This is a genomic window from Ralstonia insidiosa (assembly GCF_008801405.1).
Lineage (GTDB): Bacteria > Pseudomonadota > Gammaproteobacteria > Burkholderiales > Burkholderiaceae > Ralstonia > Ralstonia insidiosa.
In genome coordinates this window covers 866,777-885,406 of the sequence record NZ_VZPV01000001.1, presented here as the reverse complement: position 1 = coordinate 885,406, position 18,630 = coordinate 866,777, and the positions used below count along the sequence as shown (strand labels likewise).

General features: G+C 63.8%; 20 protein-coding genes. 5 read left to right on the top strand and 15 right to left on the bottom strand.

The annotated features are described in order from the left end of the window. The first annotated feature begins 36 nt into the window (after positions 1-36). A complete protein-coding gene (locus tag F7R11_RS04340) occupies positions 37-2,961 on the top strand; it encodes a diguanylate cyclase domain-containing protein (RefSeq protein ID WP_064801446.1) in 2,925 nt (974 codons plus the stop codon). 199 nt (positions 2,962-3,160) lie between these two features. Next, positions 3,161-4,084, top strand: a complete 924-nt coding sequence (rpoH, locus tag F7R11_RS04335; protein ID WP_064801444.1) for an RNA polymerase sigma factor RpoH — start codon at positions 3,161-3,163, stop codon at positions 4,082-4,084. A 68-nt stretch (positions 4,085-4,152) separates the two neighbouring features. Here the strand turns inward: rpoH and F7R11_RS04330 are convergent, their stop codons facing one another. The 5 genes from F7R11_RS04330 to F7R11_RS04310 all read right to left on the bottom strand — a co-directional run bounded on the left by F7R11_RS04330 (position 4,153) and on the right by F7R11_RS04310 (position 8,377). Beyond that, positions 4,153-4,758 (bottom strand): SCO family protein, encoded by a 606-nt coding sequence (locus F7R11_RS04330; protein ID WP_064806137.1) that lies wholly within the window; start codon positions 4,756-4,758, stop codon positions 4,153-4,155. 68 nt (positions 4,759-4,826) lie between these two features. After that, a complete protein-coding gene (gene cyoE / locus F7R11_RS04325; protein WP_064801442.1) occupies positions 4,827-5,768 on the bottom strand; it encodes a heme o synthase in 942 nt (313 codons plus the stop codon). Between the two features lie 10 nt (positions 5,769-5,778). Next, positions 5,779-6,870, bottom strand: a complete 1,092-nt coding sequence (locus F7R11_RS04320) for a COX15/CtaA family protein (RefSeq protein WP_064801439.1) — start codon at positions 6,868-6,870, stop codon at positions 5,779-5,781. 3 nt (positions 6,871-6,873) lie between these two features. Next, positions 6,874-7,542, bottom strand: coding sequence for an SCO family protein (locus F7R11_RS04315; RefSeq protein ID WP_064801437.1), 669 nt, complete (start codon positions 7,540-7,542; stop codon positions 6,874-6,876). Positions 7,543-7,594: 52 nt separating this feature from the next. Next, complete coding sequence (locus F7R11_RS04310; protein ID WP_064801435.1) at positions 7,595-8,377, bottom strand: SURF1 family protein; 783 nt, start codon at positions 8,375-8,377, stop codon at positions 7,595-7,597. A 55-nt stretch (positions 8,378-8,432) separates the two neighbouring features. Here F7R11_RS04310 and F7R11_RS04305 point away from each other — a divergent pair, with 55 nt between their 5' ends. Next, positions 8,433-8,642, top strand: coding sequence for a twin transmembrane helix small protein (locus tag F7R11_RS04305; RefSeq protein WP_021196363.1), 210 nt, complete (start codon positions 8,433-8,435; stop codon positions 8,640-8,642). 105 nt (positions 8,643-8,747) lie between these two features. Here F7R11_RS04305 and F7R11_RS04300 read toward each other — a convergent pair whose 3' ends face one another. From F7R11_RS04300 to F7R11_RS04270, 8 genes are all read right to left on the bottom strand, one after another. Beyond that, positions 8,748-9,608, bottom strand: coding sequence for a cytochrome c oxidase subunit 3 (locus F7R11_RS04300; RefSeq protein WP_064801432.1), 861 nt, complete (start codon positions 9,606-9,608; stop codon positions 8,748-8,750). A gap of 88 nt (positions 9,609-9,696) precedes the next feature. Then, the gene (locus tag F7R11_RS04295; protein WP_021196361.1) at positions 9,697-9,915 is read right to left on the bottom strand and encodes a DUF2970 domain-containing protein; all 219 of its coding nucleotides are present in this window, start codon (positions 9,913-9,915) and stop codon (positions 9,697-9,699) included. A gap of 4 nt (positions 9,916-9,919) precedes the next feature. After that, positions 9,920-10,522 (bottom strand): cytochrome c oxidase assembly protein, encoded by a 603-nt coding sequence (locus F7R11_RS04290; RefSeq protein ID WP_021196360.1) that lies wholly within the window; start codon positions 10,520-10,522, stop codon positions 9,920-9,922. Between the two features lie 51 nt (positions 10,523-10,573). After that, complete coding sequence (locus F7R11_RS27160) at positions 10,574-10,705, bottom strand: cytochrome oxidase small assembly protein (protein WP_021196359.1); 132 nt, start codon at positions 10,703-10,705, stop codon at positions 10,574-10,576. A gap of 59 nt (positions 10,706-10,764) precedes the next feature. Next, positions 10,765-12,369, bottom strand: a complete 1,605-nt coding sequence (gene ctaD, locus F7R11_RS04285) for a cytochrome c oxidase subunit I (RefSeq protein WP_048933889.1) — start codon at positions 12,367-12,369, stop codon at positions 10,765-10,767. Positions 12,370-12,421: 52 nt separating this feature from the next. Further along, complete coding sequence (coxB, locus tag F7R11_RS04280) at positions 12,422-13,678, bottom strand: cytochrome c oxidase subunit II (protein ID WP_064801430.1); 1,257 nt, start codon at positions 13,676-13,678, stop codon at positions 12,422-12,424. Positions 13,679-13,725: 47 nt separating this feature from the next. Further along, positions 13,726-14,268: a DUF2244 domain-containing protein gene (locus F7R11_RS04275; RefSeq protein WP_064801429.1), complete on the bottom strand. Its 543-nt coding sequence runs from the start codon at positions 14,266-14,268 to the stop codon at positions 13,726-13,728. A 194-nt stretch (positions 14,269-14,462) separates the two neighbouring features. After that, positions 14,463-15,404 carry a methyltransferase domain-containing protein gene (locus F7R11_RS04270; protein WP_064801428.1) on the bottom strand — a complete coding sequence of 314 codons (942 nt, stop codon included), beginning with the start codon at positions 15,402-15,404 and terminating at the stop codon, positions 14,463-14,465. Positions 15,405-15,515: 111 nt separating this feature from the next. Between F7R11_RS04270 and F7R11_RS04265 the strand changes: the two genes are divergently transcribed. After that, positions 15,516-16,238, top strand: coding sequence for a ComF family protein (locus F7R11_RS04265; protein WP_064801426.1), 723 nt, complete (start codon positions 15,516-15,518; stop codon positions 16,236-16,238). Positions 16,239-16,348: 110 nt separating this feature from the next. Further along, a complete protein-coding gene (gene trmL, locus F7R11_RS04260) occupies positions 16,349-16,819 on the top strand; it encodes a tRNA (uridine(34)/cytosine(34)/5-carboxymethylaminomethyluridine(34)-2'-O)-methyltransferase TrmL (protein WP_064801422.1) in 471 nt (156 codons plus the stop codon). A gap of 20 nt (positions 16,820-16,839) precedes the next feature. Here the strand turns inward: trmL and F7R11_RS04255 are convergent, their stop codons facing one another. Next, complete coding sequence (locus F7R11_RS04255) at positions 16,840-17,856, bottom strand: NAD(P)H-dependent glycerol-3-phosphate dehydrogenase (protein WP_064806135.1); 1,017 nt, start codon at positions 17,854-17,856, stop codon at positions 16,840-16,842. 109 nt (positions 17,857-17,965) lie between these two features. After that, positions 17,966-18,487: a protein-export chaperone SecB gene (gene secB / locus F7R11_RS04250; protein ID WP_021196351.1), complete on the bottom strand. Its 522-nt coding sequence runs from the start codon at positions 18,485-18,487 to the stop codon at positions 17,966-17,968. Between the last annotated feature and the right edge of the window lie 143 nt (positions 18,488-18,630).

Here is an 18,630-nt window from a genome sequence, read left to right as displayed (position 1 = left end):
CTGCCCCACTTCGGGCCCCACTGACAGATCGACCGCATGGTTTCTCGCCGCCTGCTTGTCGCCATAGCTGGCGGCATCGGCGCTGTTCTCGCGCTGATTGGGCTGACCGTCATGGTCAGCTGGCTGCTGCATTGGCCGCGCGGCGTGAAGATCGGCAGCGACCACTTGGTGATCGTCTTTGCAACGGGGCTGAACCTTGTGCTGCTGGGTGCAGGCCTCGCCGCGCTGGTGGTCGGCGCGCTGCGGCCCAGTGCGCGCTGGGCGGATCGGGCTGCGTGCCTGGCCGGTGGTGCGGTGGCCGTGCTGTGCACGCTGCGCCTGGTGGAGGTGGTGAGCGGCTGGCCCGTGGCGTTCGATTTTCCTGACGTGCACGTCTGGCTGGAGCGCGACTGGCTGACGGGCTGGATCGGCGGTATGCACCCGAGCCACGCCCTGGCGCTGGCCACGGGCGCGGGCGCGCTGTGTCTTGTCCCGACCGCACGGCAGGCGCATCGCGCGCAGTGGCTGTTCGCGTTGCTAGGCGTGTCGGTCCTGCTCTGCGTTGGAGACCTGCTTGGCCGCGCGATGGCACTGGAGTATCTGTACCCGGCCTGGCTGCATTGGCGCGCCTCCGACGTGGCGGCCGGCTGCACGCTGCTCGTGGTGGCGGGCGTGCTGTGCGCGGCACTAGCCCGGTATCCGCGCCTGTTCCACATCCGGCTGTCGCCAGAGGACACCCTCGTCTGGATCAGCGGCGGCTGCGTGGTGCTGGCGGGCCTGGGCGCTACCGTCACGGCCTTCATCATCCAGGTCGATAGCGCCAGCGTGGCATTCGGCAATACGCGAACGCGCGCGCTGTCGAGCTATGCCGAAGAGTTTGACCAGGTGCTGGCGATGCACGCGGAGAGCCCGCGGCTGGTAGCTACCGCCACACCCATCCAGGAGGCGCTGCGCCATCCCACCGACAACGCGGCCCGTCTGCACGGCGAGCGTGCGCTGGCGGCCTATCGCGAGCAGGGCTACTCATACCTGCAACTGCGCACGCTGGCCGGCGAGGGCGTCATCAGCCTTGGCACCGAGGTGTCGCACCCGCAACTGGCGATTGCACTGCACGCTGGCCTGGCGCCCGAGCGCGTCACGCTGCAGTGGAACCACGGCTTTGCCATGCGCACCGAAACGCCGGTCCTGGTGGACGGCGTACAGGTCGGCTGGCTGGTTGCTGAGCAGCCGCTGGCCCATATGACGGCCCGCTACACCACCCTGCCCGATGCAGGCGCAACCGAAACGCTGGCCATGTCGGGGCTCGATGCGGCCGGCCGTGCGATGTCGTTTCCGCAGCGCTTCGATGCGCACATCTTCGAGTTGCCGAGACAGACCATCGAACAGCGGACGCTGCCCTTGCGCCTGGCGCTGGCGGGCCGGTCGGGCTACGGCCAATGGCGCGACATTCATGGCGTGCCGACCTCGCTCAGCTATATGCCCATCGGCTACACGGGCCTGGCGTTGATCAGCAAGATTTCCAGCGCCGAGCTTTATGCGCCCATGCGCGCCCAGTTCGAGCGGCTGGCGGCGCTCATGCTGTGCGGGATCATCGGCAGCGTGGCGGCCATCCGGCTGACGGTGCGGCCGTTTGCCAACCGGCTAGCGGCGTCGGAGCGGGCCCTGCGCATCGCCAACGAGAGCCTGGAGCGCCGGCGCGACGCTCTGCGCGCCAGCCGCGAGCAACTGCGCCTGGTGGCCGACAACGTGCCCGCGCAGCTCAGCTATGTCGATCCCGACGGCGTCGTCCGCTTTGCCAGCCGTACACTGCTGGAGGCGTTTGGCCGCACGCAGGACGAGATGATCGACCGCCACGTCAGCGAGATCTACACGCCCGAGGACTACCGCACGCTGCTGCCCTACATGACCGAGGTGCTGGCTGGCTATCCGGTGCAGTTCGACATCACCTCGCTGCGCACCGGCAAGCCGCGCTACCTGAGCGGCCATTACTACCCCGACTACGACGACCGCGGCACGCTACGTGGCTACTTCTCGGTGCTGCAGGATCTGACCGCGCGCACCACAGCCGAAATCGCCCTCGCCCGCAGCGAACGCGCGCTCACACTGGTGCTCGACAACGCCCCGCTGCTGGTCTCGCACATCAACGCTGATGGCATCTTCACCTTCTGCAACGTCACCCACGCACGCTGGCTGCAGCGCACGCCCGAGGAGGTCTGCGGCCAGCCGGCGCAGGACGTCTTCACGCCGGGCACCTATGCGCTGCTGGCGCCGTATCTGACCCGCGCGGTGCGGGGCGAGACGGTCGAGTTCGAGATCAACGCGCCGTGGTATGAGAAGCCGCACGCCGGCAGCCCGCGCCACCGCACGCGCTATCTGCGTGGCCAGCTCGTTCCGGATGCGGCGGATTGCGATTGCAGCGCCGAGCGCTGCGGCTTCTACGCCTTCGTGCAGGACGTGACCGAGGCCAAGCGCAGCGAAATGGAGCTCTCGCGCATGGCCCGCTTCGATGCGCTCACCGGCCTGGCCAATCGCTACGAACTCTACGAGCGCCTGCGCACCGCGCTGGAGCGCCGCCAGCGCCAGCCTGCTCCCATGGGCGTGCTGTACCTGGACGTGGATCACTTCAAGCACATCAACGACACCTACGGCCACGCCGCGGGGGATGCGGTGCTGGTGGAAGTCGCCCGCCGCCTGCAGCAGGCCGTCCGCCGCACGGACACCGTCGCCCGTCTCGCAGGTGACGAATTCGTCATCCTCCTGGACCCGATCGACGCCCCGGATGATGCGCTGCACACCGCACACAAGGTGGTGAGCGCGGTTCGCCCGCCGATCCTCCTGCGCGGCGGTGCGTCGCTGCATGTGACGGCGAGCATCGGGGTGGCGTGCCCAGCACCGGATATCAGTGATCCCGACGTGGTTTTGCGTGAAGCGGACCGTGCACTTTATTGGGCCAAGTCACGCGGGCGCAACACGGCGGCATAACCGAGAACTGACGCTGCCAATGGTGGTCTATGACTGGGTGCGCGGCCACTTTTGCTGCGGCGCAATTATCACCCTATTGAGGTCAATCATCTGATTTACGGGAACTATCAGCTAGCACAAAATGTCCTATTAGCACTCTTCCGGTTGGAGTGCTAAGATGCTTTTCCAAACTTCCACTGGATTTCGACAGGAGTCCTGAGTGAACGCAGTCATTCCCGTGAATACCGTCTCCCCCATCGCCGCGCAGCAGTCTTCGGGCAACGCGTGGGCACTGGCCTTCCCCGGCAACCTCGGCAACATTGACGCCTACATCCAGAGCGTCAACCGGGTGCCGATGCTGTCGGCCGAAGAAGAACAACGTCTGGCCCGCGAGTACCGCGACAACGACGATCTCGATTCGGCGCGCCGTCTGGTGCTCTCGCACCTGCGCCTCGTGGTGTCCATCGCCCGCCAGTACCTCGGCTACGGCCTGCCGCATGCCGACCTGATCCAGGAAGGCAACATCGGCCTGATGAAGGCCGTCAAGCGCTTCGACCCGGATCAGGGTGTGCGTCTCGTCTCGTACGCGATGCACTGGATCAAGGCCGAGATGCACGAGTACATCCTGAAGAACTGGCGCATGGTCAAGGTGGCGACCACCAAGGCCCAGCGCAAGCTGTTCTTCAATCTGCGCAGCCATAAGCAGGATGCGCAGGCGACCTTCTCGCCGGACGAGATCAGCGCTGTAGCGGCCGAACTCAACGTCAAGGGCGCCGAAGTGCGCGAGATGGAAACGCGCCTCTCGGGTGGCGACATTGCGCTGGAAGGCCAGATGGACGACGGCGAGGAATCCTTCGCCCCGATCGCCTACCTGGCGGACACGCACAACGAGCCGACCCGGGTGATCGAGTCGCGCAGCCAGGATCGCATGCAAAGCGAAGGCATCGAAACGGCGCTGGCCAAGCTGGACGACCGCAGCCGCCGCATCATCGAAGCCCGCTGGCTGAACGTGAACGACGACGGATCGGGCGGCGCCACGCTGCACGAGCTGGCTGACGAGTTCGGCGTCTCGGCCGAGCGCATCCGCCAGATCGAATCGGCCGCGATGAAGAAGATGAAGGGTGCGCTGCAGGCGTTTGCCTAAGCTGCGCTTCTCACAAAGAAAAGCCCGCCAAAATTGGCGGGCTTTTCTTTTGGGCGCGAGTTACGCGATCACTCGTTCAGCAGCAGTTTGACGTCATGCGCGATCGGCTCAGGACCCTGACCATGCTTGATGAACAGACGCAGATTGCCCTTCGTGTCGAACATGTAGCTACCTGCAGTGTGATCCATCGTGTAGTTGTCGGGCTTGCTGCCCGGCACCTTGCTGTAGAACACCTTGAAGTCGGACGCGACCTTCTTCAGCTCCGCCTCGTCGGCCGGGCGCAGGCCGATGAAGCGCGGGTCGAACGCCGGCACGTACTTGGCCAACAGGTCTTGCGTATCGCGCTCGGGGTCGACAGTGACGAACAGCACCTGCACGCGATCGGCATCCTTGCCGAGGGTGTCCATTACGGCGCGCAGTTCAGCCAGCGTGGTCGGGCAAACATCCGGGCAATGCGTGTAGCCGAAGAACATCACGACGACCTTGCCGCGAAAGTCCGCCAGCGTGCGGCGCTTGCCGGTGTGGTCGGTCAGCGAGAAATCCTTGCCGAAGCTCTTCGCACCGGTGATGTCGAGGTTCTTGAAGGCAGGCTTGTCGCTGCAAGCCGTCAGCGCCAGCACGGTGGCGGCCAATGCGGCAAACAGAACGGCGCGAAAGTGTCGGAAAGAGAGCATGGTCATTGTCTTGGGGAGAGGCTGCTAGCGTAGCGCCAACTGCACGCGCTCGCCGGCAGCCCCGTGCGTCACAGCGCCGCGCCTTGGGTGAACGTAGGCCCGAACTTGAAGTAGTGATCCACCAGCAGCGCCGCAAACAGGATCGACAGATAGATGATCGAGTAGCGGAAGGTCTTCTGCGCCAGCGCGTCGGAATAGTTGCGGTACATGCGCCACGCATAGGCGAAGAAGCCGCCGCCCAGCACCAGCGCCGTCGCCAGGTAGATATAGCCGCTCATGCCGTGCACGAACGGCAGGATGGTCGCGGCAATCATGATGAGCGTGTACAGCAGGATGTGCAGCAGCGTGTATTTCTCGCCGTGGGTGATCGGCAGCATCGGGAGGCCTGACTTGGCGTAGTCGGCACGGCGGTACAGCGCGAGCGCCCAGAAATGCGGGGGCGTCCAGGTGAAGATGATCAGTACCAGGATCCACGCCTCGGCCGGCACGCTGTTGGCGACAGCTGCCCAGCCCAGCGCCGGCGGCATCGCGCCCGACAGACCGCCGATCACGATGTTCTGCGGCGTGGCCGGCTTGAGCAGCAGCGTGTAGATGATGGCGTAGCCGATGAAGGTGGCGAAAGTCAGCCACATCGTCAGGTCGTTGGCGAACACGTGCAGCGTCCACATGCCCGCGCCGCCCAGCACCAATGAGAACAGCAGGATCTGCCGCGTGCCCAGCTCACCGCTGGCAGAGGGGCGCCACGCCGTGCGGCGCATCATTGCGTCGATCTTGCGTTCGACCAGGCAGTTGATGGCAAAGGCCGCACCGGCAAACAGCCAGATGCCGACCGCGCCGCCAATCAGCACCGACCACGGCACCATGCCCGGCGTGGCCAGGAACATGCCGATCACGGCGCAGAACACGGCGAGCTGCGTGACGCGCGGCTTGGTCAGCGCCGCATACTGCGATGCAGTGTGTCGCCAGCCGGGGAGTTGAGTGGAAGTTGTTGGGGTTGCCACAGTATTCATAAACAATCAATCAAACGGCGGCCACGGCCGCAGGGATCGGCGCGCGCTCTTGCGCCAAGCCGATCAGGTAATGCAGACGCACCATCAGCAACAGCAGCACCGCCGCGCCACCGTTGTGCGCCACGGCGGCCAGCAACGGCCAGCCGAGCACGATATTCGACAAGCCAGTCGCCAGCTGCACGGCCAGCACGATGAGTAGGACAGTCGCCACGCGGCCGATGCCAGCCACGCGACGTGCGCGCACGCCCAGCCAAGCCAGGTAGCTCAGCACGAGCACTGCAAAGACGCGGTGCGTCCAGTGGATGGCAACCAGCGCGTCATGTGAGATGAAGTCACCGCTGGCGGTCTTGCCGAGTTGGCGCCAGAAGGTGAAGCCGTGCGTAAAGTCCATCGCCGGCACCCACTGGCCGTTGCATAGCGGGAAGTCGGTGCAGGCGAGCACGGCGTAGTTGGTGCTGACCCAGCCGCCCAGTGCGATCTGCACGACGAGCAACGCCAGCCCGATCGCCGCCGGCACACGCAGCGATGCGCCACGACCATCGACAAAGCGCGGCGTATCGTTCTTGCAGCCGAGCCAGATCAATGCCGCCAGCAGCGACATGCCGAGCAGCAGGTGCGTCACCACAATCGATGGCTGAAGCTTGAGCGTGACCGTCCACGCGCCAAACGCGCCCTGCACGCACACCAGCGCCAGCACGGCCGTGGCGTACCACGGCGATTGCTTGAGTTCCTTCCGCTTGAACCACGCCACCACCACGAGCGTGATGATCAACACGCCCACCGCCATCGCAAAGTAGCGGTGCGTCATCTCAATCCACGCCTTCATCCACGTGACCGGGCCACTCGGCATGGCGGTTTGCGCGGCGTGAATGTCGTCCCGCGCGTGGAAGGGGTTGGACGTGCCGTAGCAGCCGGGCCAGTCCGGGCAGCCCAGGCCCGAATCGGTCAGGCGCGTGAAGCTGCCGAACATGATGAGGTCCAGCGTCAGGAACGCCGTGATCCACACCAGCTTGCGGTACTTGTTGCGGTCGCCCTTGACCAGCACGTAGCACAACGGAATCAGCGCGATCAGGATGCCGATGGAAGCAAGTTGCAGCAGCATGACTTATCCGATGCGCGAATACTTGAGCAGCCGCGTCAGGTCGCCGCGCACTTTCTTCGGGTCCGGGTCTTTCGGGAACACCATCATCAGGTTGCCGAGCGGGTCAATCAGGAAGATGTGGTCGGTTACCGGCGTCTTGCCGTCGGTTAGCCAGTCCCTGGGCAGCTCCGGTGCGCGCAGGAAGCGAGCGGCGGCGTAGTCATCGTTGTAGGCCTTCATCAGGCGTGGGTCGATCGCGCCGCGATCCGTGACCAGCCATACGGGGATGATGCGGTCGCGGTCCGGGCCCTGGCCGATGCGCAGTTGGCGCATGGTGAAGAGCTTGCGCGCGCAGTTGTCGTCGCAGGCGCTGTTGTCCACCGAGACCATCAACCACTTGCCCTTGAGGCTGGCGAGCGGCACTTCTGCGCCGTGCTCGTCCTGCACCATCAGGCCGGTCGGGATCGGGCGCTGCGGCTCGACCAGCGCGCCATACGCGGCCTTGCCGCCGGCCGGCGTGAAGACGTAGTACGCGAGGTACGACGCAATCACCGGCGATGCGCACACCAGCAGCAGGAACAGCATCATCAGGCGGCCCCGGCGCGTGCGCGCATCGATGCGCGCATCCGTGGACAAAGCGGCGGGCGCGGCGCGTGTGCCGGGCGTGCCCGGTGCAGATTCCTGGTTCACCATGTGATTCCTAATGCATTCAGCTGCGGCACTAAGCCGCAACACGTGTTCGTATTCAGACGGGCTCAGAAGGGCCCGCCAAGCGACGATAGCGTCGCACGCTGTAGACAACCATCAAGGTCAGCACCGCCGCCGCCATCGCGAACCACTGGAACGCGTAACCATAATTGCGGTCGGCACCCAAGTCTGCGCGCGGCCAATCGCGCGCCAGACCGTCTTGCGCGTCGGATTGCTGCTCCACCACAAAGGGTTGCAGGGGTAATCCGATTTCGCGCGAAAAAGCGTCGAGGTCGATATTCTGCCTAAGTCGCTGGCCGACTTCATCTGCGCCATCTTTCTGCCCCAGGCTGAAGACGCGGCTGGCATGTGGCACCGCAATCCCTTCGACCTGCACTTCACCGGCTGGCGTGGTGTACGGCGCGATGCGCGTGCGGTCCGCCGGATCACGCGGCAGCCAGCCACGGTTGACCAACACCGCACTGCGCCCCTCCGGCCCACCCGCCCCTTCCAGCACGAACGGGATCAGCACCTCGAACCCGGCGCGCGACACGCCGTTGGTCATGTGCGGGCGGTTATCGAGCAGCACCGTATGCGCCATGTCAAACGTGCCGCGCAACAGCACCGGCCGGTACAGCACCGCATCGGCCGCGACCGGTTGCGCAGTGATGCGCTGCACGGGCGCGTTCTGCAGCGCCTCGATGCGCGCCTGCTTGTCGATACGCTCATGCGCACGCGACAACTGCCACCGCCCGAGCGCGCACGTGAGCACAATCAGCAGCACGCCCGCCAGCATCGGCACTGGCGCAAACCACTGGCGCAGTGGCACGCGCGCGGTCATCGTGTCCACCCGGTGAGATAATGCACGGCAACCATTTCCAAGTTCTCAACCTTCCATGCGCATCGTCGTTGCCATCGCGTTCCTGCTGATCCTCGGCAGCCTTGCCTCCGCGCTGTTCTTCCTGATGCGCGACAAGGGCAACAGCAACCGCACCGTCCGCTCGCTGATGTTCCGCGTCGGGTTCTCGATTGCGCTGTTCATCTTCATCCTGGTTGCGAACCGGTTGGGCTGGATCCACAGCACCGGCATCCAGTTCGGCCAGTAATTCACCCACGCCAGAAAAACGAAAACGCCGCAGCGGTGTCCCGTCTGCGGCATTTGTCGGCTTAGGCGCGAGGCGACAAATACGTCGCCCCAATCCACTCTTGCCTTACAGCCAGTACACCACTACGTACAGGCCGAGCCAGACCACGTCCACAAAGTGCCAGTACCAGGCGGCACCTTCAAACGCGAAGTGATGATCCGGCGTGAAGTGTCCCTTGATCACGCGACCCAGCACCACGGACAGCATGATCGCACCCATCGTCACGTGGAAACCGTGGAAACCCGTCAGCAGGAAGAACGTCGAGCCGTAGATACCGGACGTCAGCTTCAGGTTCAGTTCGTGATACGCGTGGATATATTCGAACGCCTGGAACCCCATGAACGTGAAGCCCAGGAGAATCGTCAGCAGCAGCCCCTGGATCACCTGGGTACGCTTGCCCTCGCGCAGGGCGTGGTGCGCCCACGTGAGCGTCACGCCCGAGGTCAGCAGCAGCGCCGTGTTGATGGTCGGGATCGGCCACGGGCCCATCGTCGTGAACGGCTTGACCGTGCCCGCCGGGCCGGTATTCGGCCACAGCGCATTGAAGTCAGGCCACAGCAGCTTGTTGTTCAGATCGCCCAGCCAGGGCATGGCGATCTCGCGGGCGTAGAACAGCGCGCCGAAGAACGCTGCGAAGAACATCACTTCCGAGAAGATGAACCAGCTCATCGACCAACGGAACGAGGCGTCCACGCGATCACCGTACTTGCCACCCTCGGATTCGGAGATGGCGTCGGCAAACCACGAACGCAACACGAACAGGAACCACACCAGGCCGATCAGGAAAGTCCACGGCGCCCACGGCTGCGCGTTCACCCATGCCGCAGAACTCAGCAGCACGATCAGCAAGCCGATGCTTGCCGAAATCGGATGCCGCGACGGCCCAGGCACGAAGTAGTACGGAGCGTTCGCTCGATTCGCACTCATCTCTTTTTCTCCAGCTCTATTTTTTTAAGAATTCACTTGATGTTGCCCGGCCCATGCTGCGCAGGCCGTCTCCTCAACCTTCCACCTGCTACTGCGAACCAACCACTGCGCGCACGATCATCAGCAGCACAAAGATGAACAATGCTGTCGCCAACAGGCCAGCGATGATCACGTGCACAGGATTCAACTGCGCCATGTCACGGTCATGATCGCGCCCCTTGCGCACCCCGAAGAAGGACCAGAACACCGCCTTCATCGTCTGTGCGAATGACGCGCGTCGCTTGGTCGCTTCCTTGAGGTCGTCCATGTCCTTACGTTCCTTTGCTTGGCATCGCCGGCGTAATGGCCGACGGAGCGTGGATTTCAAAGAAAGTGTAGGACAAGGTGATCGTCTTCACGTCTTTCGGAAGCTCCGGATCGATCACAAAGACCACCGGCATCTCGCGCGATTCGTTTGCAGTCAGCGTCTGCTGCTTGAAGCAGAAACACTCGATCTTCTTGAAGAACTCGGTTGCCTGCTTGGGCGCGTAACTCGGGATGGCCTGCGCCTCTACCGTGCGCCCCTCCTTGTTCACCACCTCGTAGACGATCTGGCTGATCTCGCCCGGATGGACTTCCATGCTGTTCTTGACCGGGCGGAAGCGGAACGGCCCCTGGCTGTTCGAATCGAACTCCACCGTGATCGTGCGTGACGTGTCGACCTGCGAATTGCGCAGCGCACCGCCATCCTCGTCGCGGGTGTTCAGCACGTTGATGTTGGTGAGTTCGCAGATCTTCTTGTACAGCGGCACCATCGCGTAGCCAAAGCCGAACATGATCACGACCACCACGGCCAGCTTGCCGAGCATGGCGCGATTCAGGCCACGTTCGATGGTCCGATCGTCTTGACGGTCTTGGGCCGGCATCTGGCTCATATGTGGTCTTGGCTCAGCAAGGGACGGATCGCGCGTTCGTCACCGATTCGGCTAACCGCCGAACACCACGCGCTTGAAAATCACACCCAGAAAGAAAACCAACGCAATGGTGGCAAGAATGAACGCGAGCCGGCGGTTGTTGGCACGTTGCTCGGGCGTCGGGCTTTTTTCTGGATTCGACATCGTTGTCTGGAAGGTTGCAGGGTCGGGGGCCGGCACAGACCGGCCCCGCGACGCCGGCATTAATGCACGTGCGGCGGTTCTTCAAAGGTGTGGAACGGCGCCGGCGACGGCACAGTCCACTCCAGGCCTTCCGCGCCCTCCCACGGCTTGTCGGCGGCCTTCTCGCCACCGCGGTACGACGGCAGCACCACGAAGAAGAAGAAGTACACCTGCATCAGGCCGAAGCCCAGTGCGCCGATCGACGCGACTGCGTTGAAGTCGGCGAACTGCTGCGGGTAGTCCGCATAGCGACGCGGCATGCCGGCCAGGCCCAGGAAGTGCATCGGGAAGAACGTGAGGTTGAAGGTGATCATCGAACCCCAGAAGTGGATCTTGCCGCGCGTCTCGTTGTACATGTAGCCCGACCACTTCGGACCCCAGTAGTAGAAGCCCGCGAACAGCGCGAACAGCGAACCGGCCACCAGCACATAGTGGAAGTGCGCCACCACGTAGTAGGTGTCCTGCAGCTGAATGTCGATCGGGGCCACGGCCAGGATCAGGCCCGTGAGACCGCCAATCGAGAACACGAAGATGAAGCCCAGGGCGAACAGCATCGGCGTCTCGAACGTCATCGAGCCGCGCCACATCGTGGCCACCCAGTTGAACACCTTCACGCCGGTCGGCACCGCAATCAGCATCGTCGCGTACATGAAGAACAGCTGGCCGGTGACAGGCATACCAGTCGTGAACATGTGGTGTGCCCACACGATGAACGACAGGATGGCGATCGAGGCCGTCGCGTACACCATCGAGCTGTAGCCGAACAGCGGCTTGCGCGCGAAGGCCGGCACGATCTGGCTGATGATGCCGAACGCCGGCAAGATCATGATGTACACCTCGGGGTGCCCGAAGAACCAGAAGATGTGCTGGTACATCACCGGGTCACCACCGCCGGCTGCCGAGAAGAAGCTCGTGCCGAAGTGGCGGTCGGTCAGCACCATGGTGATCGCACCTGCCAGCACCGGCATCACAGCGATCAGCAGGTAGGCCGTGATCAGCCACGTCCAGCAGAACATCGGCATCTTCATCAGCGTCATGCCGGGGGCGCGCATGTTGAGGATGGTCACGATGATGTTGATCGAGCCCATGATCGACGAGGCACCCATGATGTGCACCGCGAAGATCGCCATGTCCATGCCCGGGCCCATCTGTACCGACAGCGGCGCGTAGAGCGTCCAGCCGGCGGCCGTGGCACCACCCGGCGCGAAGAACGAGCCCACCAGCAGGATGGCTGCAGGCGGCAGCAACCAGAAGCTGAAGTTGTTCATCCGCGCGAAGGCCATGTCGGAGGCACCGACCTGCAGCGGGATCATCCAGTTCGCAAAGCCCACGAAGGCCGGCATGATCGCGCCGAACACCATGATCAGGCCGTGCATCGTGGTGAACTGGTTGAACAGTTCCGGATGGAAGAACTGCAGGCCCGGCTCAAACAGCTCAAGGCGGATCAGCAGTGCCAGCGTGCCGCCCGAGAGCAGCATCGCGAAGGAGAACAGCAGGTACAGCGTACCGATGTCCTTGTGGTTGGTCGCGAACAGCCAACGGCGCCAGCCGTGCGGATGGTCGTGCGCGTGGTCGTCTCCATGACCGTGCGCGTGATCTTGCGGGTGCGTAACAGCGGTGCTCATCGAAGAACTCCTTGGATTCGTTTCCTTACGCAGACGATCGGCAGACGATCAATCAGCTAGCGCTGCGGTCTTTCGCCGCATTCACTTGTTGGGTGGCCACCTTGCCGGCGGGGTCAGCAGCGGCAGTCTTGGCGCCGCCGCCTTCGGGCATCTTGCCGCCGCGTGCGTCCTTCACTTGCGACGGTTGCAGCAGGTCACCAGTATGGTTGCCCCAGTTGTTTCGCTCGTACGTGATGACGGAGGCGATTTCCACATCGTTGAGCGCCGAGGCCCAAGGCGGCATTGCTGCCTTGCCGTGCAGCACGATGTCCACGTGCCCGGCCAGCGGGCCGTTGGCGATCTTCGAGCCGTCCAGTGCGGGGAACGGACCACCGCCCTTGCCGTTCGGCTGGTGGCAGACCGCGCAGTTGGCGGTGTAGACCTTCTCGCCGCGCGTCTTCAGCTCATCCAGCGTGTAGACCTTGTTCGGATCATCAGCCTTGGCGGCCATTTCCTTCTTCTTGCCGTCGACCCACTTGGTGTAGTCGGCGTCGGACACGACGCGCACGACGATCGGCATGAAGGCGTGTTCCTTGCCGCACAGCTCGGCGCACTGGCCGCGGTAAACGCCGACCTTCTCGGCCTTGAACCACGTGTCGCGCACGAAGCCCGGAATCGCATCCTGCTTCACGCCGAATGCCGGGATCATCCACGAGTGGATCACGTCGTTGGCGGTGGTGACGATGCGCACCTTGCGGTTGACCGGCACCACGACCTCGTTGTCCACCTCGATCAGGTACGTGGTGCTCTTGGGCGCCTGGTTGTTGATCTGCTCGCGCGGCGTGGTGAGCGTGGAGAGGAACGAAATGCCCTCGCCTTCGCCCTTCAGATAGTCGTAACCCCACTTCCACTGGTAACCGGTGGCCTTGATGGTGAGGTCAGAATTGGTGGTGTCCTTCATCGCGACCACGGCCTTGGTGGCCGGCAGCGCCATCCCGATCACGATCAGGAACGGCACGATGGTCCAGATGATTTCGACGGTGGTGCTTTCGTGGAACGTCGCCGGCTTGTGGCCCAGCGATTTGCGGTGCTTGAAAATGGAGTAGAACATCACCCCGAACACACCGATGAAGATCACGATACAGATGATCAGCATCATGTAGTGCAGCCAATGGATCTCGGCAGCGATCTTGGTGACCGGGGGCGCGAGATTGAGCTGCATCACTGCGGGGCCGCCTGGCATGTCTTCCACTGCCAGAGCCGTTTGACCGAAGGCGAGGAGTGAGCCTGCCGCCAGCAAACTTGCCAATGTCTTATTCAACATTTTCATTTTTTATCTACCCAATTTACAGATTCCACTCTGCCCCGGTGCGCGGCTCATGAGACCTGGGTTGGTTGCCCCTGTCCCAAACACCGGGAAAGCTCGTTCGCAAGCCTGCGCCGCCCAGCCGGATCGAGAAATCGACCGATCCGCACGACACGTCCACCGGAATGCAACGCAATCAGCTCCCGAAGGGGCTCACTTTGCGGCATACCTGGGTCAACGCGCACCCACTGCGGATTGAGCACATGACGCACCTGCTGGTTGACGCTCACCTGTTCGATCACCAGCGCGCCGTCTTCCAGCCAGACATGCTCGTAATCAGAGGCGTGGCGGGCATAGTACAGCAACGCCCAACCGAGAATCGCGACCTCCAGCCCCGAGAAAGGCAACACCAACCACGCACCTTGCCACGCAAAGAACGAAGCGATCGCGAACGAGAGGATGACAATCGAGAGGTAGAACCAGCCGACCTGGCGGGGTGAAAGCGAGCAGTTTCGCTTCATGAGCCAGTTCTTGCGCGGCGATTCCGGAACGGTGGAGGCGCCACATGCTGGCTGGAGCGCCGTATCAACGCATACATTTGCAATGTCGTGCATTGAACCACTCCTGCCTCGGATGCATACCCGATCGGTTCGCCCGTGGCAACAAACGGGATAGGCCTTAGGGGGGACTGCTGCGACAAACCGGCACAGTATATGGTCCCAATTGACCCCAAACAAGGTAAAGCGCCTTTATGCAAGTCCCGGCTTGACAAGCGGCTATCAATACCGTTCCCGCATCAAGAACCGCCTCAGGCGCGCGGTTTGCGGCCGATCTGATCGACTGGGATCATCGCCCGCCCCTCATCATCCAGCGCCTGCCGACGCGTGGGCGCCAGCTTCCAGGCATGGCCGTAGACGACCTCGAAGGTGAGTGGAATCAGGCCCTCGGGATTGCGCTGGGCGTCAAGCGCATCGAATAGCCGTTGGCGCCAGCGCGGCGTGTGCAGGCCTGCGCCGGCCAAGTTGCGGCCGCTTTCATCCATGAGGCCGGCCATGCCACCCAGCAGATGCACGTCGGCCAGCAACGCCTGCGGCGTCTCGTAGGTGATGGTGATCTGCTCCATGTCCATTACGGGCGTGGACCAGCGGCTATGCACCAGCATGTCGCCAATGTCGTGCATGTCGACAAAGCGCAGGGTGTGCACGCCCGCGTCGATACCAGCCAGCGCGCTGCGCAGCTCGCGCAGGGTGTCCGGACCGAACAGGCTGAACATCAGCAGACCGCCTTCCGTGGTGATGCGGTGCCATTCCGGAAAGATCGCGTGCGGGGATGGGTCCCAGTGCAGCGCCAAGTTGGACCACAGCAGGTCGAACGACGCATCTGCAAATGGCAGGGCGCGGAAGTCCGCCTGAGCGAAATCGAAGACGGGACGCTTCTTCAGCAGCCGGCCAAGCCAGCCTGTATCCGTGCGTTGCGGATCAAGCTGCGTCGCCCGCGCCAGCATGGCGGATGACCAGTCCACGCCGCAGATCTGTGCATCCGGGTACTGTGCGCGCAGCACCGCCAAGCCTTGACCCAGGCCACAGCCCAGGTCCAGCGCACGCGACGGCGTCAGCTTGATGTACGACAACCGGTCCTGCATTCGGGCCCCGACCTCGCGCAGCAAGAAGTCCACGTCGGCAAAACGCGCGGCGCGGCGATCGAAAGCGCGCCGCAAGGCGGCAGGATGGGCGAGAACGGGATCGGACATCGACAAATCGAGGCTGGAACTGCGGTCAGCAAGTATACCGGCGGGATGTTTCAGGCGCCGTCTGATGGCGCATTGGCCGCAAATCGGCTGGGATGGTGGCTTTTGGCTGCTATGTCCCCAACCCTGTTGCGCCAATGGTTTCATGCCGGCCTGCGGCACCTGCTGCCGTGCGCCTGCGCGCTGTGCGGCGCAGTCCAGCGTGAACTGGTCTGCGCGGGCTGCATGGGCGATCTGGCGCCGCAACTGCACCGGCGGCGCTGCATCCAATGCGCGATCGCACTGGACGCCCGGCACATCGCCCGGCATTGCCCCGCCTGCCTAGCCGGCATGCCGGACTTTGATGCCACCGTCGTCATTGCGGACTACGGCTGGCCGCTCGATCACCTCGTCACCGGATTGAAGTTTCGGGCGCAGTTGCCGCTCGCGGCGTGGCTGGCCGACCGTTTAAGGGATGCGCTGACTGCCGCGCCGGGCGGCTTGCCGGATCTGCTGTTGCCAGTGCCGCTATCGGCAGCCCGCCTGCGCTCGCGCGGCTACAACCAGGCTTGGGAGATCACCCGGCGGCTGGGCGGGCAACTCGCCATTCCCGCCAAGGCAGATGGGCTGCGTCGCGTGCGCGACAACCCCGCCCAAGCCTCGCTCGACCGCGCCGAGCGCCTGACCAACCTGCATGGCGCCTTCGAGGTGACGGACGCGGGCAGCATTGCGGGGCGTCACATCGGCGTTATCGACGACGTGATGACCACCGGCGCCACCCTCGGCGAGATTGCCACCCGGCTCAAACGCGCAGGCGCCACGCGTGTCACCAATGTGGTTGCCTTGCGTACGCCCTAGTTACATGCTTATGCGACATTGTGTCGCGGCCAGAGTCTGGCACTGTGGCGGGGTGACAACCCTCGTCAATCTAGATAAGCTCGCCGCCGAAATTTCCTTGGCCAGCCATCATGTTCAACGTCGTCCTCGTCGAGCCCGAAATCCCGCCCAACACGGGCAATGTGATCCGCCTGTGCGCCAACACAGGCGCGCAGCTGCATCTGATCGAACCGCTAGGGTTTCCGCTGGAAGACGCCCGCATGCGCCGCGCCGGCCTCGACTATCACGAATACGCGACCATGCGCGTGCATGCTGATTGGGAAGCCTTTCTACGGGATGCACAGCCTGATCCGGCGCGCATGTTCGCGCTCACCACGCGGGGCTCCACGCCGTTTGCCAGCATGGCCTTCCAGCCGGGTGACTGGTTCGTGTTTGGATCGGAAACGCGCGGGCTGTCTGAAGAACGCCGCGCGTGGTTTCCCACCTCGCAGCGCATCCGCCTGCCGATGCGGCCCGACAACCGCAGCTTGAATCTATCGAACACCGTGGCGGTGGTGGTGTTCGAAGCGTGGCGGCAGAACGGCTTTGAAGGCGGCGCCTGAGCGCCAGCCTTCCATCAGGATCAGCGCGCCGATTCGGATTTCGCGTCGCGCTGTAGCAGACGATCCACTGCGCGTGCAGGCGCAAGCCCCTCGAACAGGACTTCGCACACCGTAAAGGTGATCGGCATGTCGACGCCTTTGGCGCGCGCCAACGCGGCGACAGCCCGTGCGCAACGCACGCCCTCGGCGACGTGGCCAAGGCTGTGCAGGATGTCGTCAAGCGTGCGGCCCTGTGCGAGCTGCATGCCGACGGTGCGATTGCGTGACAGATCCCCCGTGGCGGTGAGCAGCAAATCGCCCATGCCGGTCAGGCCCATGAAGGTTTCCGGACGGCCACCCAGTGCGATGCCTAGGCGCGTCATCTCCGCCAGACCACGCGTGACCAGCGCAGCCCGCGCATTCAAGCCCAGACCCAGACCATCTGCCGTACCGGTCGCAATGGCAAGCACGTTCTTCACCGCACCGCCCACCTCTACACCGACGAGGTCATCGCTCGCATACACACGCATCGCGTGATGGTGAAAACCGCGTTGCGTGAGCTTGCCCAGCGCGGCGCTGGTGGACGCCACCGTCATCGCGCACGGCAAACCTTGTGCGACCTCCTTGGCAAAGCTCGGTCCGGACAGCACGCCCGTCACCAGATCCGTGCGACCGGTCTGCGCCAACACCTCGGCCACGATGGCGTGCGGCAATGCGCTGGTCTGCGGGTCGAACCCCTTGCACAGCCAGATCACGTTACGCACACCACCGTGCGCGGCAACCGCTCGGGTCAGGTCCGCCAGCCCGGCAACAGGCGAGGCGATGACGGCCAATGCATCCTCGCCAGCAGCGTGATCCAGCGCAGCATGCAGGTCCGCATCGAAGCGCAGCGACGCCTGCAGCGTGATGCCCGGCAGATACGGTTCGTTGATGTGCGTGGCGGCCATCTGCGTGACGAGGCTGGCATCACGCCCCCACAGCACGACATCGTGCGATTGCGCGGCATGGCTGGCCAGGGCAGTGCCCCAGGCGCCGGCACCCAGAACGGAAATTCGCATGCGCGTGTGCATGTTCAAAATTCGGATCGATCAGGCAAAAGGTCGAGCAAAAGAAAAAGCCCGCGCGAGCGTAGGCCGGCGCGGGCTACTGGCGCGGTGCGCCTCTTATTTAGTGGGTGGCCTTCGAGCCGTCCGGCATCACCAGACCGCTGTTGCCGCCGGCAGCTTGAGCTTGCTCCATGGCGGCAGCCAGGCGCTGCTCGTACAGGGCCTGGAAGTTGATTTCCGCCAGGTGGATCGGCTGGAAGCCAGCACGGCCGATGGTGTCGGCAATGTTCGAGCGCAGGTACGGGTACACGATGGTCGGGCAGGCGATGCCCAGCAGCGGGTCCATCTGCTCGTCCGGCACGTTGCGGATGTCGAAGATGCCGGCTTGCTTGGCTTCCACCAGGAAGGCCACCTTCTCTTGCACCTTGGTCGTGACCGTACCGATCACCACCACTTCAAACACGCCTTCGGCCAGTTGCGAGGCGGACACGTCCACCTGCACTTCCACGGACGGCTGTTCCTGTTCCAGGAAGATGTGCGGCGAGTTCGGTTGCTCCAGCGACAGGTCCTTCAGGTAGACGCGCTGAATGTTGAAGAACGGCTGGCCATCCTGGCCCGGTTGCTGCTGTTGCTGGTCGCTCATGACTCGCCTTCAGATAGATGTATGGTCAGTGCGCGGCGGGGATGTGTCCCACGCGCAAGACGCGTATGGTACATGACGCAATCGTGCCCACCATGAGAGCAGGCCTAAATGTGCAACGCCCGGTCAAAGCCGGGCGTTTTGGT